This is a genomic window from Streptomyces bambusae, from assembly GCF_020532645.1.
In the GTDB taxonomy this organism is placed as follows: Bacteria; Actinomycetota; Actinomycetes; order Streptomycetales; family Streptomycetaceae; genus Streptomyces; species Streptomyces bambusae.
The window spans coordinates 13,012-36,432 of sequence record NZ_JAJAUZ010000016.1; the positions used below are offsets into that span (position 1 = coordinate 13,012).

18 protein-coding genes are annotated in these 23,421 nt (G+C 73.7%); 6 read left to right on the forward strand and 12 right to left on the reverse strand.

Annotated features, from left to right (window positions below):
* Positions 1 to 29: 29 nt before the first annotated feature.
* Positions 30 to 1,613, forward strand: coding sequence for a M23 family metallopeptidase (locus LG634_RS13645; protein WP_226734046.1), 1,584 nt, complete (start codon positions 30 to 32; stop codon positions 1,611 to 1,613).
* A gap of 79 nt (positions 1,614 to 1,692) precedes the next feature.
* On the opposite strand, the gene pcrA is transcribed toward LG634_RS13645, so the two are convergent.
* The gene (gene pcrA, locus LG634_RS13650) at positions 1,693 to 4,206 is read right to left on the reverse strand and encodes a DNA helicase PcrA (RefSeq protein ID WP_226734047.1); all 2,514 of its coding nucleotides are present in this window, start codon (positions 4,204 to 4,206) and stop codon (positions 1,693 to 1,695) included.
* A 245-nt stretch (positions 4,207 to 4,451) separates the two neighbouring features.
* Between pcrA and LG634_RS13655 the strand changes: the two genes are divergently transcribed.
* On the forward strand, positions 4,452 to 5,507 hold the full coding sequence (locus LG634_RS13655) for a C40 family peptidase (RefSeq protein WP_226734048.1): 1,056 nt from the start codon (positions 4,452 to 4,454) through the stop codon (positions 5,505 to 5,507).
* A gap of 39 nt (positions 5,508 to 5,546) precedes the next feature.
* Here LG634_RS13655 and LG634_RS13660 read toward each other — a convergent pair whose 3' ends face one another.
* Positions 5,547 to 5,900 carry a hypothetical protein gene (locus LG634_RS13660; protein ID WP_226734049.1) on the reverse strand — a complete coding sequence of 118 codons (354 nt, stop codon included), beginning with the start codon at positions 5,898 to 5,900 and terminating at the stop codon, positions 5,547 to 5,549.
* Between the two features lie 141 nt (positions 5,901 to 6,041).
* Here LG634_RS13660 and LG634_RS13665 point away from each other — a divergent pair, with 141 nt between their 5' ends.
* Positions 6,042 to 7,121, forward strand: a complete 1,080-nt coding sequence (locus tag LG634_RS13665) for a C40 family peptidase (RefSeq protein ID WP_226734050.1) — start codon at positions 6,042 to 6,044, stop codon at positions 7,119 to 7,121.
* A gap of 59 nt (positions 7,122 to 7,180) precedes the next feature.
* Here the strand turns inward: LG634_RS13665 and LG634_RS13670 are convergent, their stop codons facing one another.
* Positions 7,181 to 7,873, reverse strand: coding sequence for a LuxR C-terminal-related transcriptional regulator (locus tag LG634_RS13670; protein WP_226734051.1), 693 nt, complete (start codon positions 7,871 to 7,873; stop codon positions 7,181 to 7,183).
* Entirely contained in the window at positions 7,870 to 9,171 is a 1,302-nt protein-coding gene (locus tag LG634_RS13675) for an ATP-binding protein (protein WP_226734052.1), read from the reverse strand. The genes LG634_RS13670 and LG634_RS13675 overlap by 4 nt, the downstream gene beginning before the upstream one ends.
* Before the next feature lie 131 nt (positions 9,172 to 9,302).
* Between LG634_RS13675 and LG634_RS13680 the strand changes: the two genes are divergently transcribed.
* Both LG634_RS13680 and LG634_RS13685 read left to right on the forward strand, forming a co-directional pair.
* Positions 9,303 to 10,637, forward strand: a complete 1,335-nt coding sequence (locus LG634_RS13680) for a PspC domain-containing protein (protein WP_226734053.1) — start codon at positions 9,303 to 9,305, stop codon at positions 10,635 to 10,637.
* Positions 10,624 to 10,824 carry a hypothetical protein gene (locus LG634_RS13685; RefSeq protein WP_226734054.1) on the forward strand — a complete coding sequence of 67 codons (201 nt, stop codon included), beginning with the start codon at positions 10,624 to 10,626 and terminating at the stop codon, positions 10,822 to 10,824. The genes LG634_RS13680 and LG634_RS13685 overlap by 14 nt, the downstream gene beginning before the upstream one ends.
* Here the strand turns inward: LG634_RS13685 and LG634_RS13690 are convergent.
* The 4 genes from LG634_RS13690 to guaA form a co-directional block, all read right to left on the reverse strand.
* Positions 10,794 to 11,270, reverse strand: a complete 477-nt coding sequence (locus LG634_RS13690; protein ID WP_226734143.1) for a TQO small subunit DoxD — start codon at positions 11,268 to 11,270, stop codon at positions 10,794 to 10,796. The two genes, LG634_RS13685 and LG634_RS13690, sit on opposite strands and share 31 nt — an antisense overlap.
* A 157-nt stretch (positions 11,271 to 11,427) precedes the next feature.
* Positions 11,428 to 12,693, reverse strand: coding sequence for a hypothetical protein (locus LG634_RS13695; RefSeq protein WP_226734055.1), 1,266 nt, complete (start codon positions 12,691 to 12,693; stop codon positions 11,428 to 11,430).
* Between the two features lie 80 nt (positions 12,694 to 12,773).
* On the reverse strand, positions 12,774 to 13,568 hold the full coding sequence (locus LG634_RS13700) for a class II aldolase/adducin family protein (RefSeq protein WP_226734056.1): 795 nt from the start codon (positions 13,566 to 13,568) through the stop codon (positions 12,774 to 12,776).
* Positions 13,569 to 13,710: 142 nt separating this feature from the next.
* Complete coding sequence (gene guaA / locus LG634_RS13705) at positions 13,711 to 15,291, reverse strand: glutamine-hydrolyzing GMP synthase (RefSeq protein ID WP_226734057.1); 1,581 nt, start codon at positions 15,289 to 15,291, stop codon at positions 13,711 to 13,713.
* A 295-nt stretch (positions 15,292 to 15,586) separates the two neighbouring features.
* On the opposite strand from guaA, the gene LG634_RS13710 reads away from it, so the two are divergent.
* Positions 15,587 to 15,862: a chorismate mutase gene (locus LG634_RS13710; protein ID WP_226734058.1), complete on the forward strand. Its 276-nt coding sequence runs from the start codon at positions 15,587 to 15,589 to the stop codon at positions 15,860 to 15,862.
* A gap of 324 nt (positions 15,863 to 16,186) precedes the next feature.
* On the opposite strand, the gene LG634_RS13715 is transcribed toward LG634_RS13710, so the two are convergent.
* The 4 genes from LG634_RS13715 to LG634_RS13730 form a co-directional block, all read right to left on the reverse strand.
* Entirely contained in the window at positions 16,187 to 17,869 is a 1,683-nt protein-coding gene (locus tag LG634_RS13715; protein ID WP_226734059.1) for a hypothetical protein, read from the reverse strand.
* Between the two features lie 245 nt (positions 17,870 to 18,114).
* Positions 18,115 to 19,899, reverse strand: a complete 1,785-nt coding sequence (locus LG634_RS13720; protein ID WP_226734060.1) for a GMC oxidoreductase — start codon at positions 19,897 to 19,899, stop codon at positions 18,115 to 18,117.
* 25 nt (positions 19,900 to 19,924) lie between these two features.
* Positions 19,925 to 21,556, reverse strand: coding sequence for a succinic semialdehyde dehydrogenase (locus LG634_RS13725; RefSeq protein ID WP_226734061.1), 1,632 nt, complete (start codon positions 21,554 to 21,556; stop codon positions 19,925 to 19,927).
* Positions 21,557 to 21,682: 126 nt separating this feature from the next.
* Positions 21,683 to 23,413 (reverse strand): serine/threonine-protein kinase, encoded by a 1,731-nt coding sequence (locus LG634_RS13730; RefSeq protein ID WP_264203093.1) that lies wholly within the window; start codon positions 23,411 to 23,413, stop codon positions 21,683 to 21,685.
* Between the last annotated feature and the right edge of the window lie 8 nt (positions 23,414 to 23,421).

Below are 23,421 nucleotides of genomic sequence, written 5' to 3' on the forward strand. Positions count from 1 at the left end.
CCCCCACTGCCGAGGCGAAAGAGAAGTTGGTGAACGACCGCCCCTCGTCGGGCCCGTACCCGGATGCCGGGTATGACGGCCTTTCCACCACCACCTTCGCCGGTGATCCGTACGGCGGTCCGCTCCAGGGGGGCTTCGAGGGGACCTACGAGAACCAGCACCAGACGCAGGGCTACGGCTTCGCCTACGACCCGTACGGCACGTACGGGACGCAGCAGACGTACGACACCGGCGCCTACGACTCCTCGGCCTGGAGCCAGAGTTCCCAGGAGGCCTACCTCGCGGCCATTCCGGCGCAGACGGCGTCCGAGGACACCACCGGCCAGTGGGACGCGAGCGCCTGGAACGCCGGCGCCGCCCACCAGAGCGACGCGTTCGGCTACGGCACCGCCGGCCAGGACGCCTCCGGCCACTGGGAGATGCCCTCCTTCGCCACCGGCACGGAGACCGGCAGCTACGACGCGACCGCCTGGAACGGCGCCGTCGCCGAGGAACTCCCGCAGCAGTACGTCCCCTCCTCCTACGGCTACGACGACCTGTCGGCCCCCGAGGCGCAGACCCCGTACGGCCACTCCGCCGACCCGTACGAGACGTACCACCCGGGACACGGCGGCCTCGCCGGCCACACCGTCCCCGGACAGGCCGTCTCCTACGAGGAGTACGCCGAGGACCACGCCGGTCCGGACACCGGCGGCACCGCGGTGTTCGAAGACGTCACCGACGACGCGCCCGGCGGCCACGACGACCCGGCCGCCCCCGAGGCGCACCCGGCCGAGGCGGGCGAGACCGCCCCGCACCCGGCCCCCCGCAGCTCCCGCTCCGCCCGCCGCGGCGCCCCCGCCGCGCCCGCCGCCGGCGGCCGCGCGGCCAGCCGCCGCAACCGCACCCCCGCCAAGCGTTCGGCCCTGCTGACCGTGGCCGTGCCCTCCGCGTGCGTCATGGGCGTGGCCGGCGTCGCCGCCGCCTCCGTCGGCGGGCTCACCGGCGGCCAGCAGCCCGCCGAGGACACCACCACGCTCGCCGCGCCCGACCCGGCCTCGGTGAAGCCGGTCGCCGCGAACAGCAAGCTCGACACCCAGCTCGCCGCGCTCAGTGCGGACGCCGGCGACTTCGCCGACCGCGCCAGCCGCACCCAGGAGCGCATCGACCTGCGCGCCCGCCAGGAGGCCGAGCGCAAGAAGCGCGCGGAGGAGGCGGCCCGCAAGGAGGCGATGCGCCCCAAGTTCGCGCTGCCCGTCGCCCAGCACGGCCTGAGCGCCGGCTACGGCCAGTCCGGCGTCAACTGGATGTCCCTGCACACCGGAATCGACTTCCCTGTCTCCTACGGCACGCCGGTCATGGCCGCCACCGACGGCACCGTGCGCACCCAGTGGAACAGCGCCTACGGCAACATGGCCATAGTCACCGCCCCCGACGGCACCGAGACCTGGTACTGCCATCTCAGCAGCACCAAGCTCCGGTCCGGGTCGGTCAAGGCCGGCGACGTCATCGCGTACTCCGGCAATTCGGGCAACTCCACCGGCCCGCACCTGCACTTCGAGGTCCGCCCCGGCGGCGGCTCGGCGATCAACCCGCTGACCTGGCTGCGCTCGCACGGTCTGGACCCGATGTAGCCGGCGGCCGAAGACGTACGGGAGAGGGGCCGGGCGATGTCGCCCGGCCCCTCTCCCGTTTGCGTGTGCCGGCCCGCCGTCAGAGCTTCTGGACCGGCGCGTACCGCAGCAGCAGCCGCTTCGGCTTGGCGTCCCCGAAGTCGATCGTGGCCTGCGCGTCCGCGCCCGCCCCGGTGACCTCCATGACCGTGCCCAGGCCGAACTGGTCGTGCGTCACCCGGTCCCCGACCACCAGCGCGATCACCGGCTTGTCCGCGGTGCGCCGGGTGGCGAAGCCCGACGGCCCCGAACGGGACCGCGACGAAGACAGCCCGCCGGCCAGGAACGACTCCGGCGAGGTCCCGAACGACGCCCGCCCGCCGGTGCCGCCCGTACCGCGCGATCCGCCGGAGCCGCGCACCGGACCGGCCGGCTTCTGCGCCCCGGTCCGCTTCCACTGGAGGTACTGCTCCGGGATCTCCTCCAGGAACCGCGACGGCGGGTTGTACGAAGGGGTGCCCCAGGCGCTGCGCATCGACGAGCGCGTCAGGTAGAGCCGCTCGCGGGCGCGGGTGATGCCCACGTACGCCAGCCGGCGCTCCTCCTCCAGTTCCTTCGTCTGGCCCAGCGCACGCATGTGCGGGAAGACCCCGTCCTCCATGCCGGTCAGGAAGACCACCGGGAACTCGAGGCCCTTGGCGGTGTGCAGGGTCATCAGGGTGATGACGCCGGAGCCGTCCGTGTCCTCGTCGGGGATCTGGTCGGAGTCGGCGACCAGCGCGACCTTCTCCAGGAACTCGGCGAGGGTGCCGGCACCCTCGCCCTCCTCGCGCTCCTGCTCGAACTCCAGCGCCACGGCGGCGAGTTCCTGGAGGTTCTCGATGCGGGTCTCGTCCTGGGGGTCGGTGGAGGCCTGGAGTTCGGCCAGGTAGCCGGTGCGCTCCAGGACGGCTTCGAGCACCACCGCGGGCCCGGCACCGGACTCGGCGATCGTACGGAGCTCCTCCATCAGCGTGTTGAACCGCTTGACGGCGTTGGTGGAGCGGGCGGCCATCCCGTACGCCTCGTCCACCCGCTTGAGGGCCTGCGGGAACGTGATCCGCTCGCGCAGCGACAGGGCGTCGATCATCGCCTCGGCGCGCTCGCCGATGCCGCGCTTGGGGACGTTCAGGATCCGGCGCAGCGGGACGGTGTCCTCCGGGTTCGCGAGGACCCGCAGGTAGGCGAGGACGTCCCGGACCTCCTTGCGCTCGTAGAACCGGACGCCGCCGACGACCTTGTACGGCAGGCCGACGCGGATGAAGATCTCCTCGAACACGCGGGACTGCGCGTTGGTCCGGTAGAAGACGGCGACGTCGCCGGCCTTCGCGTCGCCGTTGTCGGTCAGCCGGTCGATCTCGTCGGCGACGAACTGTGCCTCGTCGTGCTCGGTGTCCGCGACGTAGCCGGTGATGCCGGCGCCGGAGCCAGCGTCCGTCCACAGGTTCTTGGGGCGGCGGTTCTCGTTGCGCTCGATGACCGCGTTGGCGGCGGACAGGATGGTCTGCGTGGAGCGGTAGTTCTGCTCCAGCAGGATCGTCGTCGCGTCCTTGTAGTCCTCCTCGAACTGGAGGATGTTGCGGATCGTCGCGCCGCGGAAGGCGTAGATCGACTGGTCGGCGTCGCCCACCACGCACAGCTCGGCCGGCGGCAGGTCCTCGTACCCGGCGCCGACCAGCTCGCGGACCAGGGTGTACTGGGCGTGGTTGGTGTCCTGGTACTCGTCGACGAGGACGTGCCGGAACCGGCGGCGGTAGTGCTCGGCCACGTCCGGGAACGCCTGGAGCAGGTGGACCGTGGTCATGATGATGTCGTCGAAGTCGAGGGCGTTGGCCTCGCGCAGCCGCGACTGGTACATCGCGTACGCCTGCGCGAGCGTCTTCTCGAAACCGTCGGCCGCCTGCGCGGCGAACGCCTCGTCGTCGATCAGCTCGTTCTTCAGGTTGGAGATCTTGGCGTTGAAGGACTTCGGCGGGAACTTCTTCGGGTCCAGGTCGAGGTCCCGGCAGACGAGCGCCATCAGGCGCTTCGAGTCCGCCGCGTCGTAGATCGAGAACGAGGAGGTGAAGCCGAGCCGCTTCGACTCGCGGCGCAGGATCCGCACGCACGCGCTGTGGAAGGTGGAGACCCACATCGCGTTCGCGCGCGGGCCGACGAGGCTCTCGACGCGCTCTTTCATCTCGCCGGCGGCCTTGTTGGTGAAGGTGATCGCGAGGATCTGGCCCGGGTGGACTTTCCGCGCGGCCAGCAGGTGGCCGATGCGGTGGGTGAGCACGCGGGTCTTGCCGGAGCCGGCGCCGGCGACGATCAGCAGCGGTGATCCGGCGTGCACGACGGCGGCCCGCTGCTGCTCGTTCAGCCCGTCGAGCAGGGCGGCCGGGTCGATGACCGGCTTGGGCGCCCCGTCGCGGTAGTAGGCGTCCCCGCTCCCCCCTGTGTCGACGGGCATGTCGAACTTCCCGCCGAACAGGTCGTCCGCGGGCTCCTCGGGGCCGTAGTCGTCCGGGGGCGGCGGGGGCTCCTCGCCGGAGGGGGCCAGGTCCGTCAGGAAGCTGTCGTCAAAGAGGCTGCTCATCGCCTTCCGAGTTTAGAGGCCGGGACCGACAGGGCCGGGCCGCGTACGGAAAATCACAGCCGCCCCCGTCCACGCGGAGCCCCCGCAGCCCGCACCGGGCCGCATATGCGCCCGGACCCTTCCCAGCCCCCGCGGGCGGCGCTAGCGTGCTCCGCCAAGCCGGCGCGCAGTCCTTGCACACTCCCGCGCATCCGCCCGCGCACCGGCGTGCACCTCGTGTCCCCCCACGGAAGGAGGTGCCGGCCGTGACCACCCACCGCAGACCGCGCACCGGATTACGGATGAACGCCCAGGCGCTGGGCGTGACCTCGGCGGCGCTGGCGTCCGTCAGCCTGTTCACCGCGCCCGGGGCGGCCGCCGTGCCGCGGCCCCGGCCCGCGCCGGCGGACGTGCGGGCGCAGGTGGACGGGCTGTACCGGCAGGCCGGGACGGCCGTCCAGCACTACGACGCGGCGAAGGAGCGCCGGGACGCGCAGCAGGCGGCGCTGTCCCGGCTGATGGCGCAGATGGCGGTGACCAGGGAGAGGCTGAACACGGCGCGGCGGCTGCTGGGCAGCCATGCGGCCGCGCAGTACCGGGCGGGCGGGCCGGTCGGGGCCACCGCGACCCTGCTGCTGGCCCGGGACCCGCAGGACTACGCGGCCCGCAGCCATGTGCTGGCGCGGCTGGGCAGCGGGCAGCAGGAGGTGCTGGTGGAGCTGCGCGGGCGGCAGGCGGAGGCCGCCCGGACCAGGCGGGCGGCGGTGACCCGGCTGGCGGCGCTGGACGACGCGCAGCGGGAGCTGGGCCGCCGCAAGGCGCAGGTGCAGCGGAAGCTGGCCGAGGCGCGGTCCCTGCTGGCGGGGCTGACGGCCCGGGAGCGGGAACGAATCGCCGAGCCGGAGCGGTCCGGCCCGCCCCGGCGGGAGCCGGAGCAGCCGGGTCCCGCCGGGCCCGGCCGGCCGGTGCCGGGGCGGGCCGCTGCGGCCGTCGCCTTCGCCCGGGCCCAGCTGGGCAAGCCGTACGTGTGGGGTGCCGCGGGTCCGCACGCGTACGACTGCTCGGGGCTGACGCGGGCGGCCTGGCACGCGGCGGGGGTGGAGCTGCCGCGCACCACGTGGCAGCAGGTGAAGGCGGGCCCGCGGGTCACGGTGGCCGACCTGCTCCCCGGCGACCTGGTGTTCTTCTACGGCGACATCAGCCACGTCGGGCTGTACGTCGGCGCCGGCCGGATGATCCACGCACCGCGGCCGGGGGCGTACGTACGGGAGGACTCGATCCACTACCAGCCGATGTACGGGCGGGTCCGGCCGGGCGGCTGACCCGGACCGCAGCCGGTCTGCCCGCCGGCGGGCAGGGGCTCAGGTCCAGAGGACCGCGATGAAGACGTTCGCGAGGGTCAGGCCGCCGACCGCGGCGAACATGCCCTTCGGGACCTGCTCCTCGTCGCGCTTGACGTACACCAGCGCCAGGATCACGAAGAGGACCGCGAGCTTCACGCCGATCTTGATGTTGTTGACCGCGTCGTCCTGCATCTCGTGGAAGCCCACCAGGGCCATGCCGGTGATCAGCATGGTCAGCGCGCCGTGCAGCATGCCGGGCACGAAGCGGGCCGTACCGGCGCCCATCGCCTTCATCTGCATGAGGAAACCGCCCAGCAGCGAGGCGATGCCGACGATGTGGAGGCCGACGAAGACATTGATGAGTACGTCCATGGCGTCGAGCGTAGCCAGCGGGCAGAGAGCCACCCGACACCGGCCCCGACGGGACAGTTCCGATCATCAACCGGAACGAAAAGGCAATTTTCCGGTCATTCCGATATCCGGCCGTTACCTGCCCCCCTAGCGTCCTCCCCCATGAAGCATCGAAAGCCGAGGCAGCGCCCGCTCTCCGGTGGCACGGTCCGCACCGCGGCCACCACCCTCGCCCTTGCGGGCGCTGCCACCGCCACCGCGTTCGAAGGCTCCTCCACCGCAGAGCCCCGCCTCACCCCGGCCCAGGTCAAGGCCAAGGTGGACACGCTCTACCAGGAGGCGGAAGCCGCCACCGAGAAGTACAACGGGGCGAAGGAGCGGACCGACCGGGCGCAGCGCCGGCTCGACGCCCTGCGCGACGAGGCCGCCCGCAAGACCGAGAAGCTCAACACCGCGCGCGGCGCGCTCGGTTCGCTGGCCGCCTCCCAGTACCGCACCGGCAGCCTGGGCCCGGCCCTGCAGCTGGCGATGGCCGACGACCCGCAGGAGTACCTGGAGCGGGCCGCGCTGATCGAGCGCGCCGGCGACCGCAGCGCCGCCGGGATCGCCGCCGTCCGGCAGCGGATCGGCGAGGTGCGCGCCCTGCGGGAGAAGGCCGACGGCACCCTCGCCGAGCTGCGCGCCCAGCAGGACGCCGCGGCCCGCCACAAGAAGACCGTCGAGGGCAAGCTCACGGCGGCCCGGCAGCTGCTGGCCAGGCTGACGGCGGAGGAGCGGGCCCGGTACGCAGCGCAGAAGCAGGCCGGCGAGGGCACGGGCACGCCCGGCCGGAACACCGGCACCGCCCGGCCCGACCGCGGCGCCCCGCCCGCCGGCCGGCCGGCCGTTCCCGGCTCCCGCGCCGCCCAGGCCGTGGCCTTCGCGTACGGTGCGATCGGCCGCCCGTACGTGTGGGGCGCGACCGGGCCCCGGGCCTTCGACTGCTCGGGCCTGACCCAGGCCGCCTGGCGCGCGGCCGGGGTGTCGCTGCCCCGGACCACGTACACGCAGATCAACGCGGGCCGCCGGATCTCCCGCTCCCAGCTCGCCCCCGGCGACCTGGTGTTCTTCTACTCCGGCATCAGCCACGTCGGCCTGTACATCGGCGGCGGCAAGATGATCCACGCGCCCCGCCCCGGCTCGACGGTGCGCATCGCCCCCATCGACGAGATGCCCTGGGCCGGCGCCACCCGGCCGGTGTGACCGGTCCGGGCCGCGCACCCGGTCGCGACTGCGGCCGCGACCGCGGCCGCGAAAAGGAGTCAGACCAGGCGGCGGGCCGTCGCCCAGCGGGTCAGCTCGTGCCGGTTGGACAGCTGGAGCTTCCTGAGCACCGCCGAGACGTGCGATTCGACCGTCTTCACCGAGATGAACAGCTGCTTCGCGATCTCCTTGTACGCGTATCCCCGCGCGATCAGCCGCAGCACCTCGCGCTCGCGCTGGGTGAGCCGGTCCAGGTCCTCGTCGACCGGCGGCGCGTCCGTCGAGGCGAACGCGTCCAGCACGAAGCCGGCCAGCCGCGGCGAGAACACCGCGTCGCCCTCCTGCACCCGGAACACCGAGGCGACCAGGTCGGCCCCGGTGATCGTCTTGGTGACGTAGCCGCGGGCGCCGCCGCGGATCACCCCGATGACGTCCTCCGCCGCGTCCGACACCGACAGCGCGAGGAACCGTACGGGCTGCTCGGCCGCCGCCATCAGCGGGGCGCACCGGCGCAGCACCTCGACGCCGCCGCCACCGGGCAGGTGGACGTCGAGCAGCACGACCTCGGGCCGGGTCGCGGTGATCACGGTGACGGCCTGGTCCACGTCGGCGGCCTCGCCGACCACCTCGACGCCGGTCCGCCCGGTCTCGCCGATCTCGGCCTGGACCCCGGCCCGGAACATGCGGTGGTCGTCGACGAGCACCACCCGCACCCGCCGGTCCGCCGGCAGGGTCGTGTTCTCCTCGGTCATGCCGTCCTCGCCCTCTCCATCTCCAGCTCGACTTCCGTGCCGCCGTCGGGCACGGCCCGCAGCCGTGCGGTCCCGCCGTTCCGCTGCATCCGGCCGATGATCGATTCTCGTACGCCCATTCGGTCGTCCGGTACCGCATCGAGGTCGAAACCGGGTCCGCGGTCGCGCACCGACACGAACACCACCGCCCCCTCGACTTCGGCGTAGACCTGCACCGGGCCGCCCTCGCCACCGTACTTGGCGGCGTTGACCATCGCCTCGCGCGCGGCCTGCATCTGTGCGCCCAGCCGTTCGTCGAGCGGGCAGTCGCCGACGACGACCACCTCGATGGGGACGCCGTGGTGGTCCTCGACCTCGGCCGCCGCCTTCTTCACGGCCTCCGCGAGGGTGTCCGGCTCCTCGGCCTCGTCCTTGCCGGTGCCCTCCGGCTTGTACAGCCAGTTGCGCAGCTCCCGTTCCTGCGCCCGGGCCAGCCGGCGGACCTCGCCCGCGTCCTCCGCGTTGCGCTGGATCAGGGTGAGGGTGTGCAGGACGGAGTCGTGGACGTGTGCGGCGACCTCGGCGCGCTCCTGGGCGCGGATGCGCATCAGCCGCTCCTCGGACAGGTCCTGGGTCATGCGGATCAGCCAGGGGCCGGCGAGCAGCGCGATGCCGGCGAGGACGGCGAGCGCGGCGGTCAGGACGTTGCCGAGCTGGGCGGCGGAGCCGCGCACCACGATGAACACGGTGATCCCGACGCCGACCAGGACCACGCCCGCCAGCGCCCGGCCCAGATTCAGCAGCCGGCCGTGGCGGCGGGAGACGGTGGTCCAGTTCGCCCGGCGGGCGTTGTCGGCCTGCCGCCACACCAGCACCACGCCGGCGCCGACGAGCAGCAGCGGCCACACGTACCGCCCGGACTCGCCGCCGAGCCGCAGCCGGTTGATGAACAGCACCAGGCCGGCGAACAGCGCGAGGATCGCGACGAGTTCCTGCTTGCTGGGCTTGCGCAGCTTCGGCGAGCCGGCGAGGAACGACTCCAGCACCGACCGGTCCTCGGCCCGCCCGCCGACCCCCAGCGGTACGAAGACCCAGAACGCCGCGTACAGCAGCACGCCGAGCCCGTCGCCGAGCATGAACAGCGCGAAGAACGCCAGCCGGACCCAGACGACGGGCAGCCCCAGGTGCCCGGCCAGCCCGCGGGCCACACCGCCGAGCATCCGGCCGTCGGCGCTCCGGTACAGCTTGCGCATCGGCTCCTCGGCCTCGGGGGCCGCGGGACCGCGGGGGTGTCTGGGATGGTGCACTGCTGCCGGCATGTCATCGATGGTCACATGCCCGCCGGGGGCGGGGCATCAGGGACAACCCCCGGTTCCGGACTGCGGATATCAGGGTCGGGCCAGGGTGGGGCCGGATACCGGCGGCGCGGAGGGCCCGCCACCATGGACCCATGACCGAAGCACACGACGCGACCGCGGCGGCCCCCGCCGGCCCACCGGAACCCGATCCGGCCGAGCGGCCCGCGCTGACCCGCAGCCGGCGCAGCCATGTGGTCGCGGGCGTGTGCGGCGGGCTGGGCCGGTTCTTCGGCGTGGACCCGGTGATCTTCCGGGTGGTGGTGGCCGTGCTCACCGTCACGGGCGGCCTGGGCCTGGTCGGGTACGGGATCGCCTGGCTGGTGATGCCGCTGGAGGGCGACGAGGACAACGAGGCGAAGCGGCTGCTCACGGGCCGGATCGAGGGCTCGACGCTGGCCGCGGTGCTGCTCGCGCTGGTCGGCTGCGCCCTGTTCCTGTCCATGGTGGACAACGGGGGCACCCTGACGTTCACCGTGCTGGTGATCGCGGCCGTGGGCGCGGCGGCGCACCGGGCGCGGCGCCGCCGGGACGCCCCGGGGCCCGACGCCGAGCCGTTCCGGGCGGTCGTACCGCCGCGGACCGAGGCGCCGCCGGAGACCCAGGCCCCGCCGGCCCCCGGCGTCGTCTCCTGGTGGCGGGATCCGCTGGTCAAGGACGGTACGACGGGTCCGCCGGGCTCCGGTCAGGGCTACCTGTGGGGGCCGGATCCGGAGGCGCACACCGCGGCGGAGCCGTCGGCGGCGCACCCGCCCGCGCGGCAGGACGCCGGCGGCAAGGGCTGCGAACCGGCCGGCCGCGGTCAGGGCATCGGCGGCCGGACCTTCGTCCTCGCACTGCTCGCGGGCGCCGTCGGCACCGCCGCGGCCTGGCACGGCAACCCGCTCGGCCAGGCCCTCCAGACCGGCCTCGCGGCGGCGCTCGGGGTCTTCGGAACCGGCCTCGCGGTCAGTGCGTTCAGGGGCCGCACCGGTTTCGGCACCCTGCTGCTGTCCGTGCTCACCGCCGCCCTGCTGATGGGCGCCACCGTCCTGCCCCGGGAGATCGGCACGGACTGGCGGAGCACGGTCTGGCGGCCGGCTTCGGTCGCCGAGGTCCGGCCCGGCTACACGGCCGGCACAGGCCTGGCCACCCTGGACCTGAGCCGCCTCGACGTCCCGAAGGGCACGACGGTCACCGTCCGGGCGGCCATGGACGCCGGCCGGCTGCGGGTGGTCCTGCCGCCGGAGGCGGCAGCGACGGGCGCGGTCGAGATCCGGCTGGGCGACCTGATGCTGCCCGGCGAGCGGCGCGACCACGTCCGCGTACAGAACGACCGGACGCACCGTCCGGAGCTGGCCCCCGCACCGGGCGCGGTGCCCGGCGGCACGATCGACCTGCAGCTGCGGATGGCTGTGGGACAGGTGGAGGTGACCCGTGCGGCGTCATGAGTTCCTGCCGGGCCGGCTGCTCGCCGGCCTGGTCCTGCTGACCACGGGCGTGCTGTACCTGGTGGACGCGAGCGGCGGGCTGGACCTGCCGTGGTTCCTGATCGTCCCCATGGTGACGGGCGGCTTCGCGCTGGCGGCCCTGGTGGGGCTGACGACCTACGCGGTACGGCGCGACCGGCGGGAGTGAAACCGCCCGCGCAGCCGCTGGTCGAGGGAGAGGTACGGGGCGCCGGCGAGGATCAGCGGCAGCCAGGCCATCAGGTAGACCAGGTCGTTGCCGTAGTAGTACGGGGAGGCCTGCCAGCTGACGGTGAGCCACAGGCTGAGCGAGATCAGGGCACCGCCGGCGGCCGCGAACCGGGCGAACAGCCCGGCGAGGGTGCCGAGGCCCACGAGGACCTCCCCGATGGCCAGAAGCACGGCGAACGCGACCGGGCCCTTGAGGGCGAGGTCCACCAGGGCGGGGATCGCGGAGCCGTCGCGCACCCCGCGCATCAGGTCCCCGATGGAGCCGGCGCCGGAGGCCTGCAGGAAGGCGGAGTCGGTCAGCTTGTCGAGTCCGGCGTACACGAACGTCACGCCGAGGAAGATCCGCAGTGGCAGCAGCGCGTGCCGGGCGGCCAGGTCCCGCAGGCCGGCGGGCGCGGAAGCGGCGGAACCGGTGGTGGCAGCGGAGGTCGCGGCCGGGGCCGGCGGACCGGCCGGGCCGGCGGGCGCGGCGGACGCCGGGTCGGGGGTGTCGTCGGGCGCGGGGAACTGGTTGCCGGTCACCCGCCCATCATCGCCCCGATCAGTCGGCGACGTCGATGGTGCAGCGGTTGGACTCCACGCCGGCGGCCGTCACCACCTGCACCTCGGTGATCCCGGGCTCCACCTCGGCGGGCACCGGCACGATCAGCACCTGGTCGCAGGGGCTGCTGAAACCGCCCGGCACCGGCACCAGCGGCACGTGCACGTGCACGGTGCCGATCCGCACCACCAGCCGGGCCAGCATCTCGGGCGTCTGCGCGCCGGGCGGCACGAAACCCACCCCGCGGATCTCGATGTCGTCACCCGTGCGGATCGCCGAGTCCAGCTCGCCGGGTTCGCGGGTGCGGACCACCGACAGCACCAGCGGCCGGCTGCCCTCCGCGTACTTCGCCGCCAGGTAGACGGCGGCCGACAGCGCCGTCAGCACCGCCAGCGACCAGGGCAGCTGCGGCAGCCGGTCGGGGTAGCGGGCCAGCGAGACCGCCACGAACGCCAGGGTGACCGTGGCCACCAGCACGTACTGCGCGTCGGGCAGGCTGCCGCGGCCCGCGTCGTCGGTCAGCAGGTCCGCGCCGCGCGGCCGGTCGGCGGGCAGCTTCTGCAGCCGCTGGCCCATGATCCGCACCGCGACCACCCGCCGGACCAGCACCGCGACCCCGGAGGTGACCGCCAGGACGGTCAGCAGCGGCAGCGCCCGCGGCAGCCCCAGCCCCTCGTACAGCGCCGCCCGCTCGGCCCCCGACGGGGTCGCGGCCAGCCGCAGCGCGGGCAGCAGGGCGGCGAACGCGGTCAGCACCAGCCAGGCGCACGGCACCGCCCGCGAGGTCGACAGCCGGTTGTCCTCCCCGACCAGCGGCGCCAGCAGCCCGCCCCGTACGGTCTGGGCCCGCGCGGCGACGGTCAGCAGGGCCGCGAGCAGCAGCGCGGACAGCAGCCCCGCGGTACGGGCGGCGCTCCAGCCGGTGCCCAGCGCGGTCGCCACCTGCACCACGAGCAGCACACCGGCGGCGATCCACACGGCGAGCACGGCCCGCCGGGACAGCAGGTACAGCCAGGAGTGCCCGGCCTCCCGGCCCCGGTCGGCGACGGTACGGGCGGACTGGGTCAGCTCGTCCGACACCCACTGGCGGGAGGCGCCGGCCGAGCGGGCGACGGCGGCGGGCAGCCCGTAACCGGCGGCCAGACCGTCCCGCTTCTCCACGAACGCGGCGACCGCCCGGCGGTGGCCCTCGCGGGCGCCGTGCGGGCAGTCGTCGCAGGTACAGGTGCCGGCGTGGGTACTTCGGTGCAATTCCTGGACAGCCACGAGCGTGCCGCCTCTCTAACTACCGTGCAGTGCCTGCGAATTGTGCACCACTGCGGCAGTGCTCCGGATCGCCGCCGACGTCAGAGCGGGTGATTCCCCGGCTGCCGGGTTGACGCGATGCGCTGCCACAGCGGCTGGTAGCTGATCCATCCGACGAGGTCGGAGCCGAGCTGCTCGCGGGTGGCGAGGGCGCTGCGGTGGTCGATCGGCCGGGGCTTCCCGGCCGCCCGGGCGGCCAGCTGGACCCCGCAGGCCCGCTCCATCGACACGAACCACCAGGCGGCCGCGTCCACCGAGCCGCCGACGGTCAGCAGCCCGCGGTTGCGCAGGATCAGCGCCTTGCGCGGGCCGAGCGCGGCGGCGACCAGCCGGCCTTCGGCCGCGTCCACGGCGGCCCCGGTGTAGCGGTCGAGCAGGGCGTGGTCCTCGTAGAAGGCGCAGGCCTCCTGGGTGAGCGGGTCGAGGAGCTCCCCGAGGGCGGCGAGGGCGCGGCCGTGGCCGGAGGGCGCGTGCGCGACGGCGACCACGTCGGGGCGGGCCCTGTGGACGGCCGCGTGCAGGGTGAACGCCGCCTGGTTGACGTGCCGGGCGCCCTCCACGACCCGGCCCTCGCCGTCGACGAGCAGCAGGTCCTCGGCGGCGGTGAGGGCGAGGGACCGCCCGAACGGGTTGACCCAGAAGCAGTCTTCGTACTCCGGGTCGCGGGCGGTGATGTGCCCCGACACCCCGTCCTCGAAGCCGAGTCCGCCGAACAGCCGCAGCGCCCCGGCCAGCCGCTCCTTGCGGTACGCGCGCTCCTCGGCGGGGTCCTCGTGCTCCGGCGGCATCGCGAACAGCAGTTGCTCGGACGGTACGGGGGCGGGCTGTCCGGCCATGGGGCGGGGCTCCTTCGCTCGGCTGGCGCGCAAGGTACCGAGACCCGCCCGAGGAGACCAGAGCCGGCGCTTTCGGCCGGGGGAAACGGCGAGGCCGCCGCTCCGGCGGGGAGCGGCGGCCTCGGCAGGGCTCGGGGGAGTCCTACTCCCACTCGATGGTGCCCGGGGGCTTGCTGGTGCAGTCCAGGACGACCCGGTTGACGTCCTTGACCTCGTTGGTGATGCGGGTGGAGATGCGGGCGAGCACCTCGTACGGCATCCGGGTCCAGTCGGCCGTCATGGCGTCCTCGGACGACACGGGGCGCAGCACGATCGGGTGACCGTAGGTGCGGCCGTCGCCCTGGACGCCGACGCTGCGGACGTCGGCGAGGAGCACGACCGGGCACTGCCAGATCTCGCGGTCGAGACCGGCGGCGGTCAGCTCGTGGCGGGCGATGGCGTCGGCCTCGCGCAGCAGGTCCAGGCGCTCCTTGGTGACCTCGCCGACGATGCGGATGCCGAGGCCGGGGCCCGGGAAGGGCTGGCGCTGGACGATCTCCTCGGGCAGGCCGAGGTCCTGTCCGACCATGCGGACCTCGTCCTTGAACAGCTGGCGCAGCGGCTCGACGAGCTGGAACTCCAGGTCCTCGGGGAGGCCGCCGACGTTGTGGTGCGACTTGATGTTCGCGGTGCCGGTGCCGCCGCCGGACTCGACGATGTCCGGGTACAGGGTGCCCTGGACCAGGAACTCGACGGGCTGGTCGTTCGGGGCCTCGGCGACGATCTCGGCCTGGGCCTGCTCGAAGACGCGGATGAACTCGCGGCCGATGATCTTCCGCTTCTCCTCGGGGTCGGAGACCCCGGCGAGGGCGGTGAGGAAGCGCTCCTGCGCGTCGACGACCTTCAGGCGGACGCCGGTGGCGGCGACGAAGTCCTTCTCGACCTGCTCGGTCTCACCCTTGCGCATCAGGCCGTGGTCGACGTAGACGCAGGTCAGACGGTCGCCGATGGCCTTCTGGACGAGAGCCGCGGCGACCGCGGAGTCCACGCCGCCGGACAGGCCGCAGATGGCGCGCTTGTCGCCGACCTGGGCGCGGATCGCGGCGATCTGCTCCTCGATGACGTTGCCGGTGGTCCAGTTGGGCTCGATGCCGGCGCCGCGGTAGAGGAAGTGCTCCAGGATCTGCTGGCCGTGCGTGGAGTGCAGCACCTCGGGGTGGTACTGGACGCCGTACAGCTTCTTCTCGTCGTTCTCGAAGGCGGCGACGGGCACGACGTTCGTGGACGCGGTGACCGTGAAGCCCTCGGGGGCGGCGGAGCAGGCGTCGCCGTGGGACATCCACACCGACTGGTGCTCGGGGGTGCCCTCGAAGAGGGTGGAGCCGGCCTTGGAGACGGTCAGCGGGGTGCGGCCGTACTCGCGGGCGCCGGTGTTGTCGACGGTGCCGCCGAGGGTGACGGCCATCAGCTGGAAGCCGTAGCACATGCCGAAGACCGGGACGCCGGCCTCGAACAGCGCGCGGTCGAGCTGCGGGGCACCCTCTTCGTACACGGAGGACGGGCCGCCGGAGAGGATGATCGCCTTGGGGTTCTTGGCCAGCATCTCGGCCACGGGCATCGTGCTCGGCACGATCTCGCTGTAGACCCGGGCCTCACGGACGCGGCGGGCGATGAGCTGGGCGTACTGCGCGCCGAAGTCGACAACGAGGACGACGTCCGGTGCGGCGGAGGGTGCTTCTGGCACGGGGCGGCCTTCCGGCGGGGAAAGGGTGTTGTTTTGTCGATTCTAACGGGGATCGCACACCCGTCTTCGTCTCACCATCCGAACCCGTTTGTCTTCGCGGCCGCCCCGTGGCAATAATCCGTTTCATGCGCAAGCAGGCGAGCTTCCTCTTTACCTATGGCACCGGCCGGTCCGGTCGCCACGGGTCTGAGTGCTGCTCCGCTTGAGCCACTGACTTCCCAGAGCGCCCCGGTCCGGAAGGACCGGGGCGCTCTGGCGTTCCCGCTCCTGCCGGCACGACCCATCAGGAGAGAACATGACCGCCACCACGCTGACCCCGGCCGCCGCCGCCGAGCTGATCGCCGGTTCCCGCGAGCGGATCGACGCGATCGACGACCGGATCATCGGACTGATCCAGGAGCGGATGGCCGTCTCGGCCGTGATCCAGGAGGCCCGGATCGGCACGGGCGGCCGCCGGGTGCACCTGTCCCGCGAGATGGAGGTGCTGGCGCACTTCAGCGACGCCCTCGGCACCAAGCCCGGCACGGCGCTCGCCATGACGCTGCTGGAGCTGTGCCGGGGCCGCATCTGAGGCCGCGTGGCCCGGGCGCGGCGGGCTCGCCCTGCCGTTCGTCACCCGTCCGGACCGTGACCGGCCCCGGGGGCCTTCGTTGGTGAGGTTGTCCGTGCCAGCCAGGCGCGGGACCGCACCAACCACGCGTGGCTCCGCTGGAGCGATGAGACGTACGGCCCGTGGAGCCGTACGTCGTGGGACCTCGCTCCGGCGTGTGACCGGACGGCAGGGGACAGCAGCCCGGTCACCGTAGGACGGCCGGCACCGGGGACGCCCGGTGCCGGCCGGTCCGTTTTCCGGGGCCGGAGGTTTTCCGGGCCTCCCGGTGCGGTCGTACGGGCGCTACGCGCGGGCCGCGCGGCGCCGGAAGACCAGGACCAGCACACCGCCGGCCAGGACGGCCCCGCCCGCGAGCGCGGCGAGGGGGCCCGCGCCGCCGCTGCCGGTGTTGGCGAGGTTGCCGCCGGTGCCACCGGTGCTGCCGGTGCTGCCGGGCGTCGGGGAGGCGGTGGCGGTCGGGGTGGGGCCGGCCGTGGCGGTCGCCGAAGCGGTGGGCGTCGGGGACGGGCTGCGGGTCGGGGTGGGGCTCGGGGTGGGCGTGCTCAGCGGGTTCAGGAAGATCCTGGCGGTGTCGTTGGCCCGGTTGCGGTCGGCCGGCTTGAGCCGCCAGGTGCCGCCGGAGGTGGCGAAGGACCTGCCGACGGTGATGGAACCCGTGGCGTCCGGGACGTAGCGGTCGACGGCCACCTCGAACGGGTAGCTGACGGCGGCCCCGTCGAGGAACACCCGCGCGGCGCCGGTGCAGAAGTAGCGGGGTGCGCCGAGCTGCTCGGTGCGCGGGGCGCCGCCGGCGGTCCGGGCGTGGCAGCCCTGCGGCTTGCGGGTGACCCGGGCGCCCTGCGGGATGCGGATGTCGGCGGCGCCGAACGCCTCGCCGTCGGCGCGCTCGATCCACGCCGGGCCCTGGTTGCGGAGGGCGACGCGGAGGGCGGCGGTGCTGCCCCGGTCGCCCTTGAGGGTGGCGCCGAAGGCGGCGAAGTCGGCGCTGTTCGCGGTCTTGAAGCTGAAGTCCTGGCCGTTGTCCGCGGGATGCAGGTCGGCGGTCATCGGCGCGGCCGGCCGGGGCCGCTGGGCGGTGAGCCCCAGGGTCTTGCCCTTGCCGCCGGCCCTGCCACTGCCCTTTCGGGCAAGGGGGGTGCGCTCGCGGATCCCGGCCGCCGCGGTCTCGGCCTCCGGGTCGGGGGTGAGGACGTACGAGAAGGTGTCGGCGAGGGCGTGCCGGTTCGCCAGCAGGGTCAGCGGGCTGTCCAGCTCGTACGTGGCCTTCGCCTCGAACGGGCCGGTGAAGTGGCAGCGGACGCTGCCCTCCCGGACCGGGCGGCGCGGGTCGGGGTAGGTGCAGTTGTCGTAGCGCTCGACGAACTCCAGGCCCCGGGTCGTGGTGAGGTCCAGCACCAGCTCCCCGGCGTCCTCGGTGCCGGTGTTCTCGAACGCCAGCGGGACCTGCTGGCGCTGGCCCACGGCGGTGGTGGCGTCGAGGTCGAAGGGGATCACCCGGAGGTCGGTGCCGCCGACGGCGACCGTGGTCGTGAGGCTCCGGTACCTGGCGCCCGGCCCGTGGGCGGTCACCGTCAGGTCGCCGCTCTGCCCTGGCCGGCTGCCCCGCACCGCGGTGAGGCGGAGGTCGACGGCGGGCGCGGTGCCGGGCTGCGCACCGGTGCGCTCGCAGACCAGCGTGGTGGCGGTGGCCGTGCAGCCGTCGCCGGGGCGGCCGGTGACCCGGGCGATCCCGCCGAGACCGCGGAAGTCCACGGTGAGGGTGTAGGCCCCGGTGGCCGCCCGGCCCGGATTGCGCGTGTCGACCTTCAGCTTGGTCTGGCGCGGCTCACCGGTCTCGGGGAACGGCCGCAGGTGCACCGCGGACGGACCGCTCAGGGTGACCTCGGCGCGGTCGGCCGGGTGGGCGGGCGCCGCCGTGCCCAGGGTCGCCAGGCCTGCGGCAGCCAGCAGGGAAAGAAGCCTCATGACCGCTTCGACCTGCGGAGATCGGTTCCGGTTGCCCGTTTTCAGATCACGAAATGAGGACGATCACCGGAACTCCGGCCTCAGGTGACGCGCGTCACACGGATTATCGCCGGTTTCCGTACAACCCCGGGCGCCTCCGGGCTGTCACCTATGCGGAACCAACGCTCCGGCGTGAGGGGCTGCACGTGGAGGGGGCGTGCAGCCCCTTTCGCTGTCCGGGAGCGGAACGGATCCCGTACGCCGGGTCACTCCGCCTTCTTGGGCACCTCCGGCACCGCCAGGAAGGGCAGCTTCAGTGCCCCGAAGGCCTCCTTCGGAACCGCCGGAGCGACCGGTTCGACCGCGGACAGCCGCCGGTAGCCCTCGCCCTGCGCGGGCCGCGGATCGGCCTCGCCCTTGTTCGGCCAGTACGACATGGCCCGTTCCGCCTGCGCCGTGATCGTCAGGGACGGGTTGACGCCGAGGTTCGCGGACACCGCCGAGCCGTCCACCACCGAGATCCCCGGGTGCCCGTACAGCCGGTGGTACGGGTCCACCACGCCCTGTTCGGGCGAGGCGCCGATCGGGCAGCCGCCGAGGAAGTGGGCGGTCAGCGGGGTGCCCATCAGCTCGCCGACGTTGCTGCCGGCGAAGCCGTTGATCTCCTCGGCCAGCAGGGTCGCGGCCTCGGTGGCCTCGGCGATCTGCACCGGGTTCGGGGCGCCGTGGCCCTGCCGGGCGGTCAGCAGCCCCTTCCCGATGCCGCCGGGCTTGCGGTACGTGGTCAGCGAGTTGTCCAGGGACTGCATGACCAGGCCGATGATGGTCCGCTCGGACCAGCGCCGGTTGGACAGCGACCGCAGCATCTGCACCGGGTGCCTGGCGGTCCGCCCGAACCAGGCCCGGACCCGGTGCTGGTGGTAGGGCACCTGGAGGATGGTCATCGCGCCCATCGCGTTCGAGCCCTTGCCGTAGCGGACCGGCTCGATGTGGGTGTCCGCGTTGGGGTGCACCGACGAGGTGATGGCCACGCCCTTGGTGAAGTCGGCGCGCGCCTGCTGCCCGTGCTTGCGGCGGTAGCGGCGGTCGTCGGTCTGGGCGCCGACGATCCCCTCGGAATTGGTGCGGGTCAGGTCGCCGAGCCGGGCCGAGATCCGGGGCAGCAGCCCGTTGTCCTTCATGGTGTGCAGCAGGGTCTGGGTGCCGTAGGTGCCGGCCGCGACGACCACGTGCCGGGCGCGCAGTTCCCGGCTGACGCCCTTGCGGCGGGCGTCGGTGGGGACCGTGCGGACGCGGTAGCCGCCGTCGGGGTGCTCGGCGAGGGCGGTGACGGTGGTCATGGGGTGGATGACGGCGCCCGCCTGCTCGGCGAGGTGCAGGTAGTTCTCGGCGAGGGTGTTCTTCGCGCCGTGCCGGCAGCCGGTCATGCACTCGCCGCACTCGGTGCAGGCGCGCCGGGCCGGGCCGGCGCCGCCGAAGTACGGGTCGGGGACCTCGCCACCGGGGCGGGCGGTGCAGCCGCCGTCGGCGTCGTCGCCGTCGCCGAAGAACACGCCGACGGGCGCCATGTGGAAGCTGTCGCCGACGCCCATCTTCTCGGCGGCCGCCTTCAGGTGGACGTCGGAGGGGGTCATGGTCGGGTTGAGCCGGACGCCCAGCATCCGCTTGGCCTGGTCGTAGTACGGGGCGAGCTCGTCGTGCCAGTCGGTGATGTCCGCCCACTGCCGGTCCTGGAAGAAGGCGGCCGGCGGCACGTACAGGGTGTTGGCGTAGTTCAGCGAGCCGCCGCCCACGCCGGCCCCGGCGAGCACCATCACGTTGCCGAGCAGGTGGATCCGCTGGATCCCGTACAGGCCGAGGGCCGGGGCCCACAGGTAGTTGCGCAGGTCCCAGCTGTTCTTGGGGAGGGTCTCCCGGGTGAAACGCCGGCCCGCCTCCAGGACCCCGACCCGGTAGCCCTTCTCGGTGAGCCGCAGCGCCGAGACCGAACCGCCGAAGCCGGAGCCGATGACGAGGACGTCGTAGTCGAGACCGTCGAGGTCGTGTGCCACTTCCGTGCCTTCCTGGTGGGGGGTGTCAGCGGAGCCGGAGGGCCTTCATGACCTTGAGGCTGGTCGTCATGAACGCGGCGTACTTGTCGTCGTCCATGCCCAGCGAGGGCGCCATGGGGAGCAGCCGCTGGTGCGCGACGGTCTGGGCCTCGGTGTACTTGAGGATGCCCTCGGAGCCGTGCCGGCGGCCGAGGCCGGAGTCCTTCATGCCGCCCATCGGGGCCTGCACGCTGCCGTAGGCGGGGGCGTACCCCTCGTTGATGTTGACGGTGCCGGTGCGCAGCCGGGCGGCGACGGCGTGGCCGCGGCGGGCGTCCCTGGTCCAGACGCTCGCGTTGAGGCCGTACGGGGTGGCGTTGGCGGCGGCGATCGCCTCGTCCTCGTCGGTGAACCGGTAGACGGAGACGACCGGACCGAAGGTCTCCTCGGCGCAGACGGCCATCGGGGCCTCGACGCCGTCGAGGATGGTGGGCTCGTAGAAGAGCGGGCCGATGTCGGGGCGGGCGGTGCCGCCGGCGACGACGGTCGCGCCCTTGGCGACGGCCTCGTCGACGTGCCGCTGCACGGTCTCCAGCTGGCGTTCGCCGACGAGGGAGCCCATGTCGGCGCCGTACGCGAGGGAGCTGCCCAGCCGCATGGCCCTGGTGCGGGCGGCGAACCGCTCGACGAAGGCGTCGGCGACGGAGGCGTGGACGTACAGCCGCTCGATGGAGATGCAGAGCTGGCCGGCGGAGGAGAAGCAGGCGCGGACGGCGCCGGCGGCGGCCTTCTCGATGTCGGCGTCGTGGAGCACCAGCATGGCGTTCTTGCCGCCGAGTTCGAGGGTGACGCCGACGAGCCGCTCGGCGGCGCCGCGGGCGACCTCGCGGCCGGTGCGGGTGGAGCCGGTGAAGGAGACGTAGTCGGCGTGCCGGACCACCTCGGGGCCGACGACCGGGCCCTCGCCGAGCACGACCTGGAAGACCTCGGCGGGCAGGCCCGCCTCGATCAGGAGGTCTCGGGCCCACAGGGCGGTCAGCGCGGTCTCGGTGTCGGGCTTCATCACGACGGCGTTGCCGGCGACGAAGGCGGGCAGGGCGTCGCCGACGGAGAGTTCGAGGGGGTAGTTCCAGGGGGCGATCTGGCCGACGACGCCGCGCGGCTGGCGCAGTTCGGTGACCTTGGTGAGGGTCGGCATGGCGCCCGCGTGGCCCTTGGGGCGCAGGTAGGCGGGGGCCTTGCGGCCGTAGTGGCGGGCCGCGACCGCAACCGCCTGGACTTCCTCGTGGGCGTGCAGCCGGGCCTTGCCGGTCTCCAGCTGGATCAGGTCGAGGATCTCGGCCTGCCGGTCGAGCAGCAGGTCGTGGAAGCGGAGCAGGACGGCGGCGCGGCGGCGGACGGGCCAGGCGGCCCAGCCGGACTGGGCGGCGCGGGCGGCCGCGAAGGCGCTCTCGACCTCTTCGGGCGTGGCCTCGGGCAGGTCGGCGAGCTTGTCCCCGGTGAAGGGGGTGTGGTTCGCGGTCCGGCCGGAGCCGGTGATGCCGCGGGTGAGCCGCCGGACCAGGGCGGGCGTCACCACGTCGGCGGCGGTCCGCGCGCCGGCCGGGGCCGCGGCCACCGGGTTGGTCGTGACAGGGACGCTGCGGAGGGTGGTGGCCGGGGCCTGCGAGTCCGTCATGGCGGTGAGCGTATGACGTTACGGGCGGCTTGGGTACCCGTCGGTAACCGATTTTTGGACATCGCGCCAGTGATCACTGGCAGATGTGTCCTGATCTGCGCAGACCCCGTGGACCCCGACCTGTCGTCACGGCGCCTGCCAGCCCCGCAGCACGGTGTCGAACTGCGCCCGGGTGGTGTCCCAGTCCGCCGCCGGGCCGGTCATGTAGATCGCGTACTCGGTGCCGCCGGAGGACACGTACATCTGGTCGACGGCCCGCCGCTTGCCCGGGAAGTCCTTCTTCTCGGTCCACGTGAACTCCCAGATCCCGGCCTCGGACAGGCCGCGGAAGGTGTTCGCGTTCAGGGCCCGCCGCTCGTACTGGGGCAGCCGCTTGCGGACGCTCTTCTCGACGTCGAGCAGGTGTGCGTAAGGGGTCGGGAAGTCGGGGGTGCGGTCGACGCTGATCCGGAGCCGGTGGCGGCCGTCGTCCGGGGTGTAGTCGATCTGGCCCTTGTCGGTCCGGCGCTGCCAGCCGTCGGGCAGCCACAGGCTGAAGCCGGCCGGGTCCTGGACCTGGCGCCAGCCGGCCGGGACGGCGCCGGCGGCCCGGCCGGTGCTGCCGCCCGCGGCGGTGCGTCCGCCGTCGCCGCCGTCCTTGCCGTCGCCGTTGCCGTAGTACTTGAGGAAGCCGAAGGCGATGCCGCCGCCGACCAGGGCGGCCACCACGGCGACCGCCGCGGCCCGCCGGATCCGGCCGGCCGAGCGGTGCGGGGCGGCCTGCTGGTAGGGCGGCGCGGGGTGCGGGCCGGGCTGCGCGGGTATGCCGTGCGGGACCTGGCCGGGGTGGTGGGCGGGGTGCCCGGAGTGCCCCGGGTGCCCGGCGTGGTGCGGCGCGCCCTGGGCGGCGGGGACTCCGCCGCCGTGGCCGGCGGCCACCGCGTGCTCGGGGCCGAACCGGCGGGTGGGCACGAAGGCGTGGGCGGAGCGCGGCTCGCGGCCCTCCATCGCCTCGATCAGCATCTGCTCGGCCTCGGCGGCCGACGGCCGGTCCGCCGGGTCCTTGCGCAGCAGCGCCGTGATCACCGCGCCGAGTGCGCCGGCCTGCCGCGGCGGCGGCGGGTCCTCGTGGACGACGGCCTGCAGGCTGGAGATCGGCGAGGTGCGCCGGAACGGCGAGCGGGCCTCGACGGCCGTGTACAGGGTGGCGCCGAGCGACCACAGGTCGGACGCCGGGGCGGGTGCGCCGCCGGTGACCCGCTCGGGGGCCAGGTAGTCGATGGAGCCGACGAGTTCGCCGGTGCGGGTGATGGAGGTGTCGCCCTCGATGGCCGCGATGCCGAAGTCGGTGAGCAGCACCCGGCCGTCCTTGGCCAGCAGCACGTTGCCCGGCTTCACGTCGCGGTGGAACACGCCCACCGCGTGCGCGGCCCGCAGCGCGCGCAGCACGTGCAGTCCGATCCGGGCGGCCTCCCGCGGTTCGATCCGGCCGGCCGCCTTGGCGGCGTCCGCGAGCGAGGGGCCGTCGATGTACTCCATGACGATCCACGGCCGGTCGTCGTGTTCGAGCACGTCGTGGACGGTGACCACGGCGGGGTGCGCGATCCGGGCGGCCGCCCGGGCCTCCTTCTGGGTCCGGGCGTGCAGCACGGCCCGGTCGGCCTCGGCGACGTACAGACCCGCCGTCAGCTCCTTGACGGCGACGGTGCGGTGCAGCACCTCGTCATGCGCGCGCCACACCTTGCCCATGCCGCCGCTGCCGATGGACTCGCCGAGCCGGTAACGCCCCGCAAGCACCGCGCCCGCGCCTGTCCTCTGATTCACGAATTCCTGCCGCTTCTGTGCTCCGGACGGCCAGACTAAAGAGCGGTTGTGCATCCCAGGTA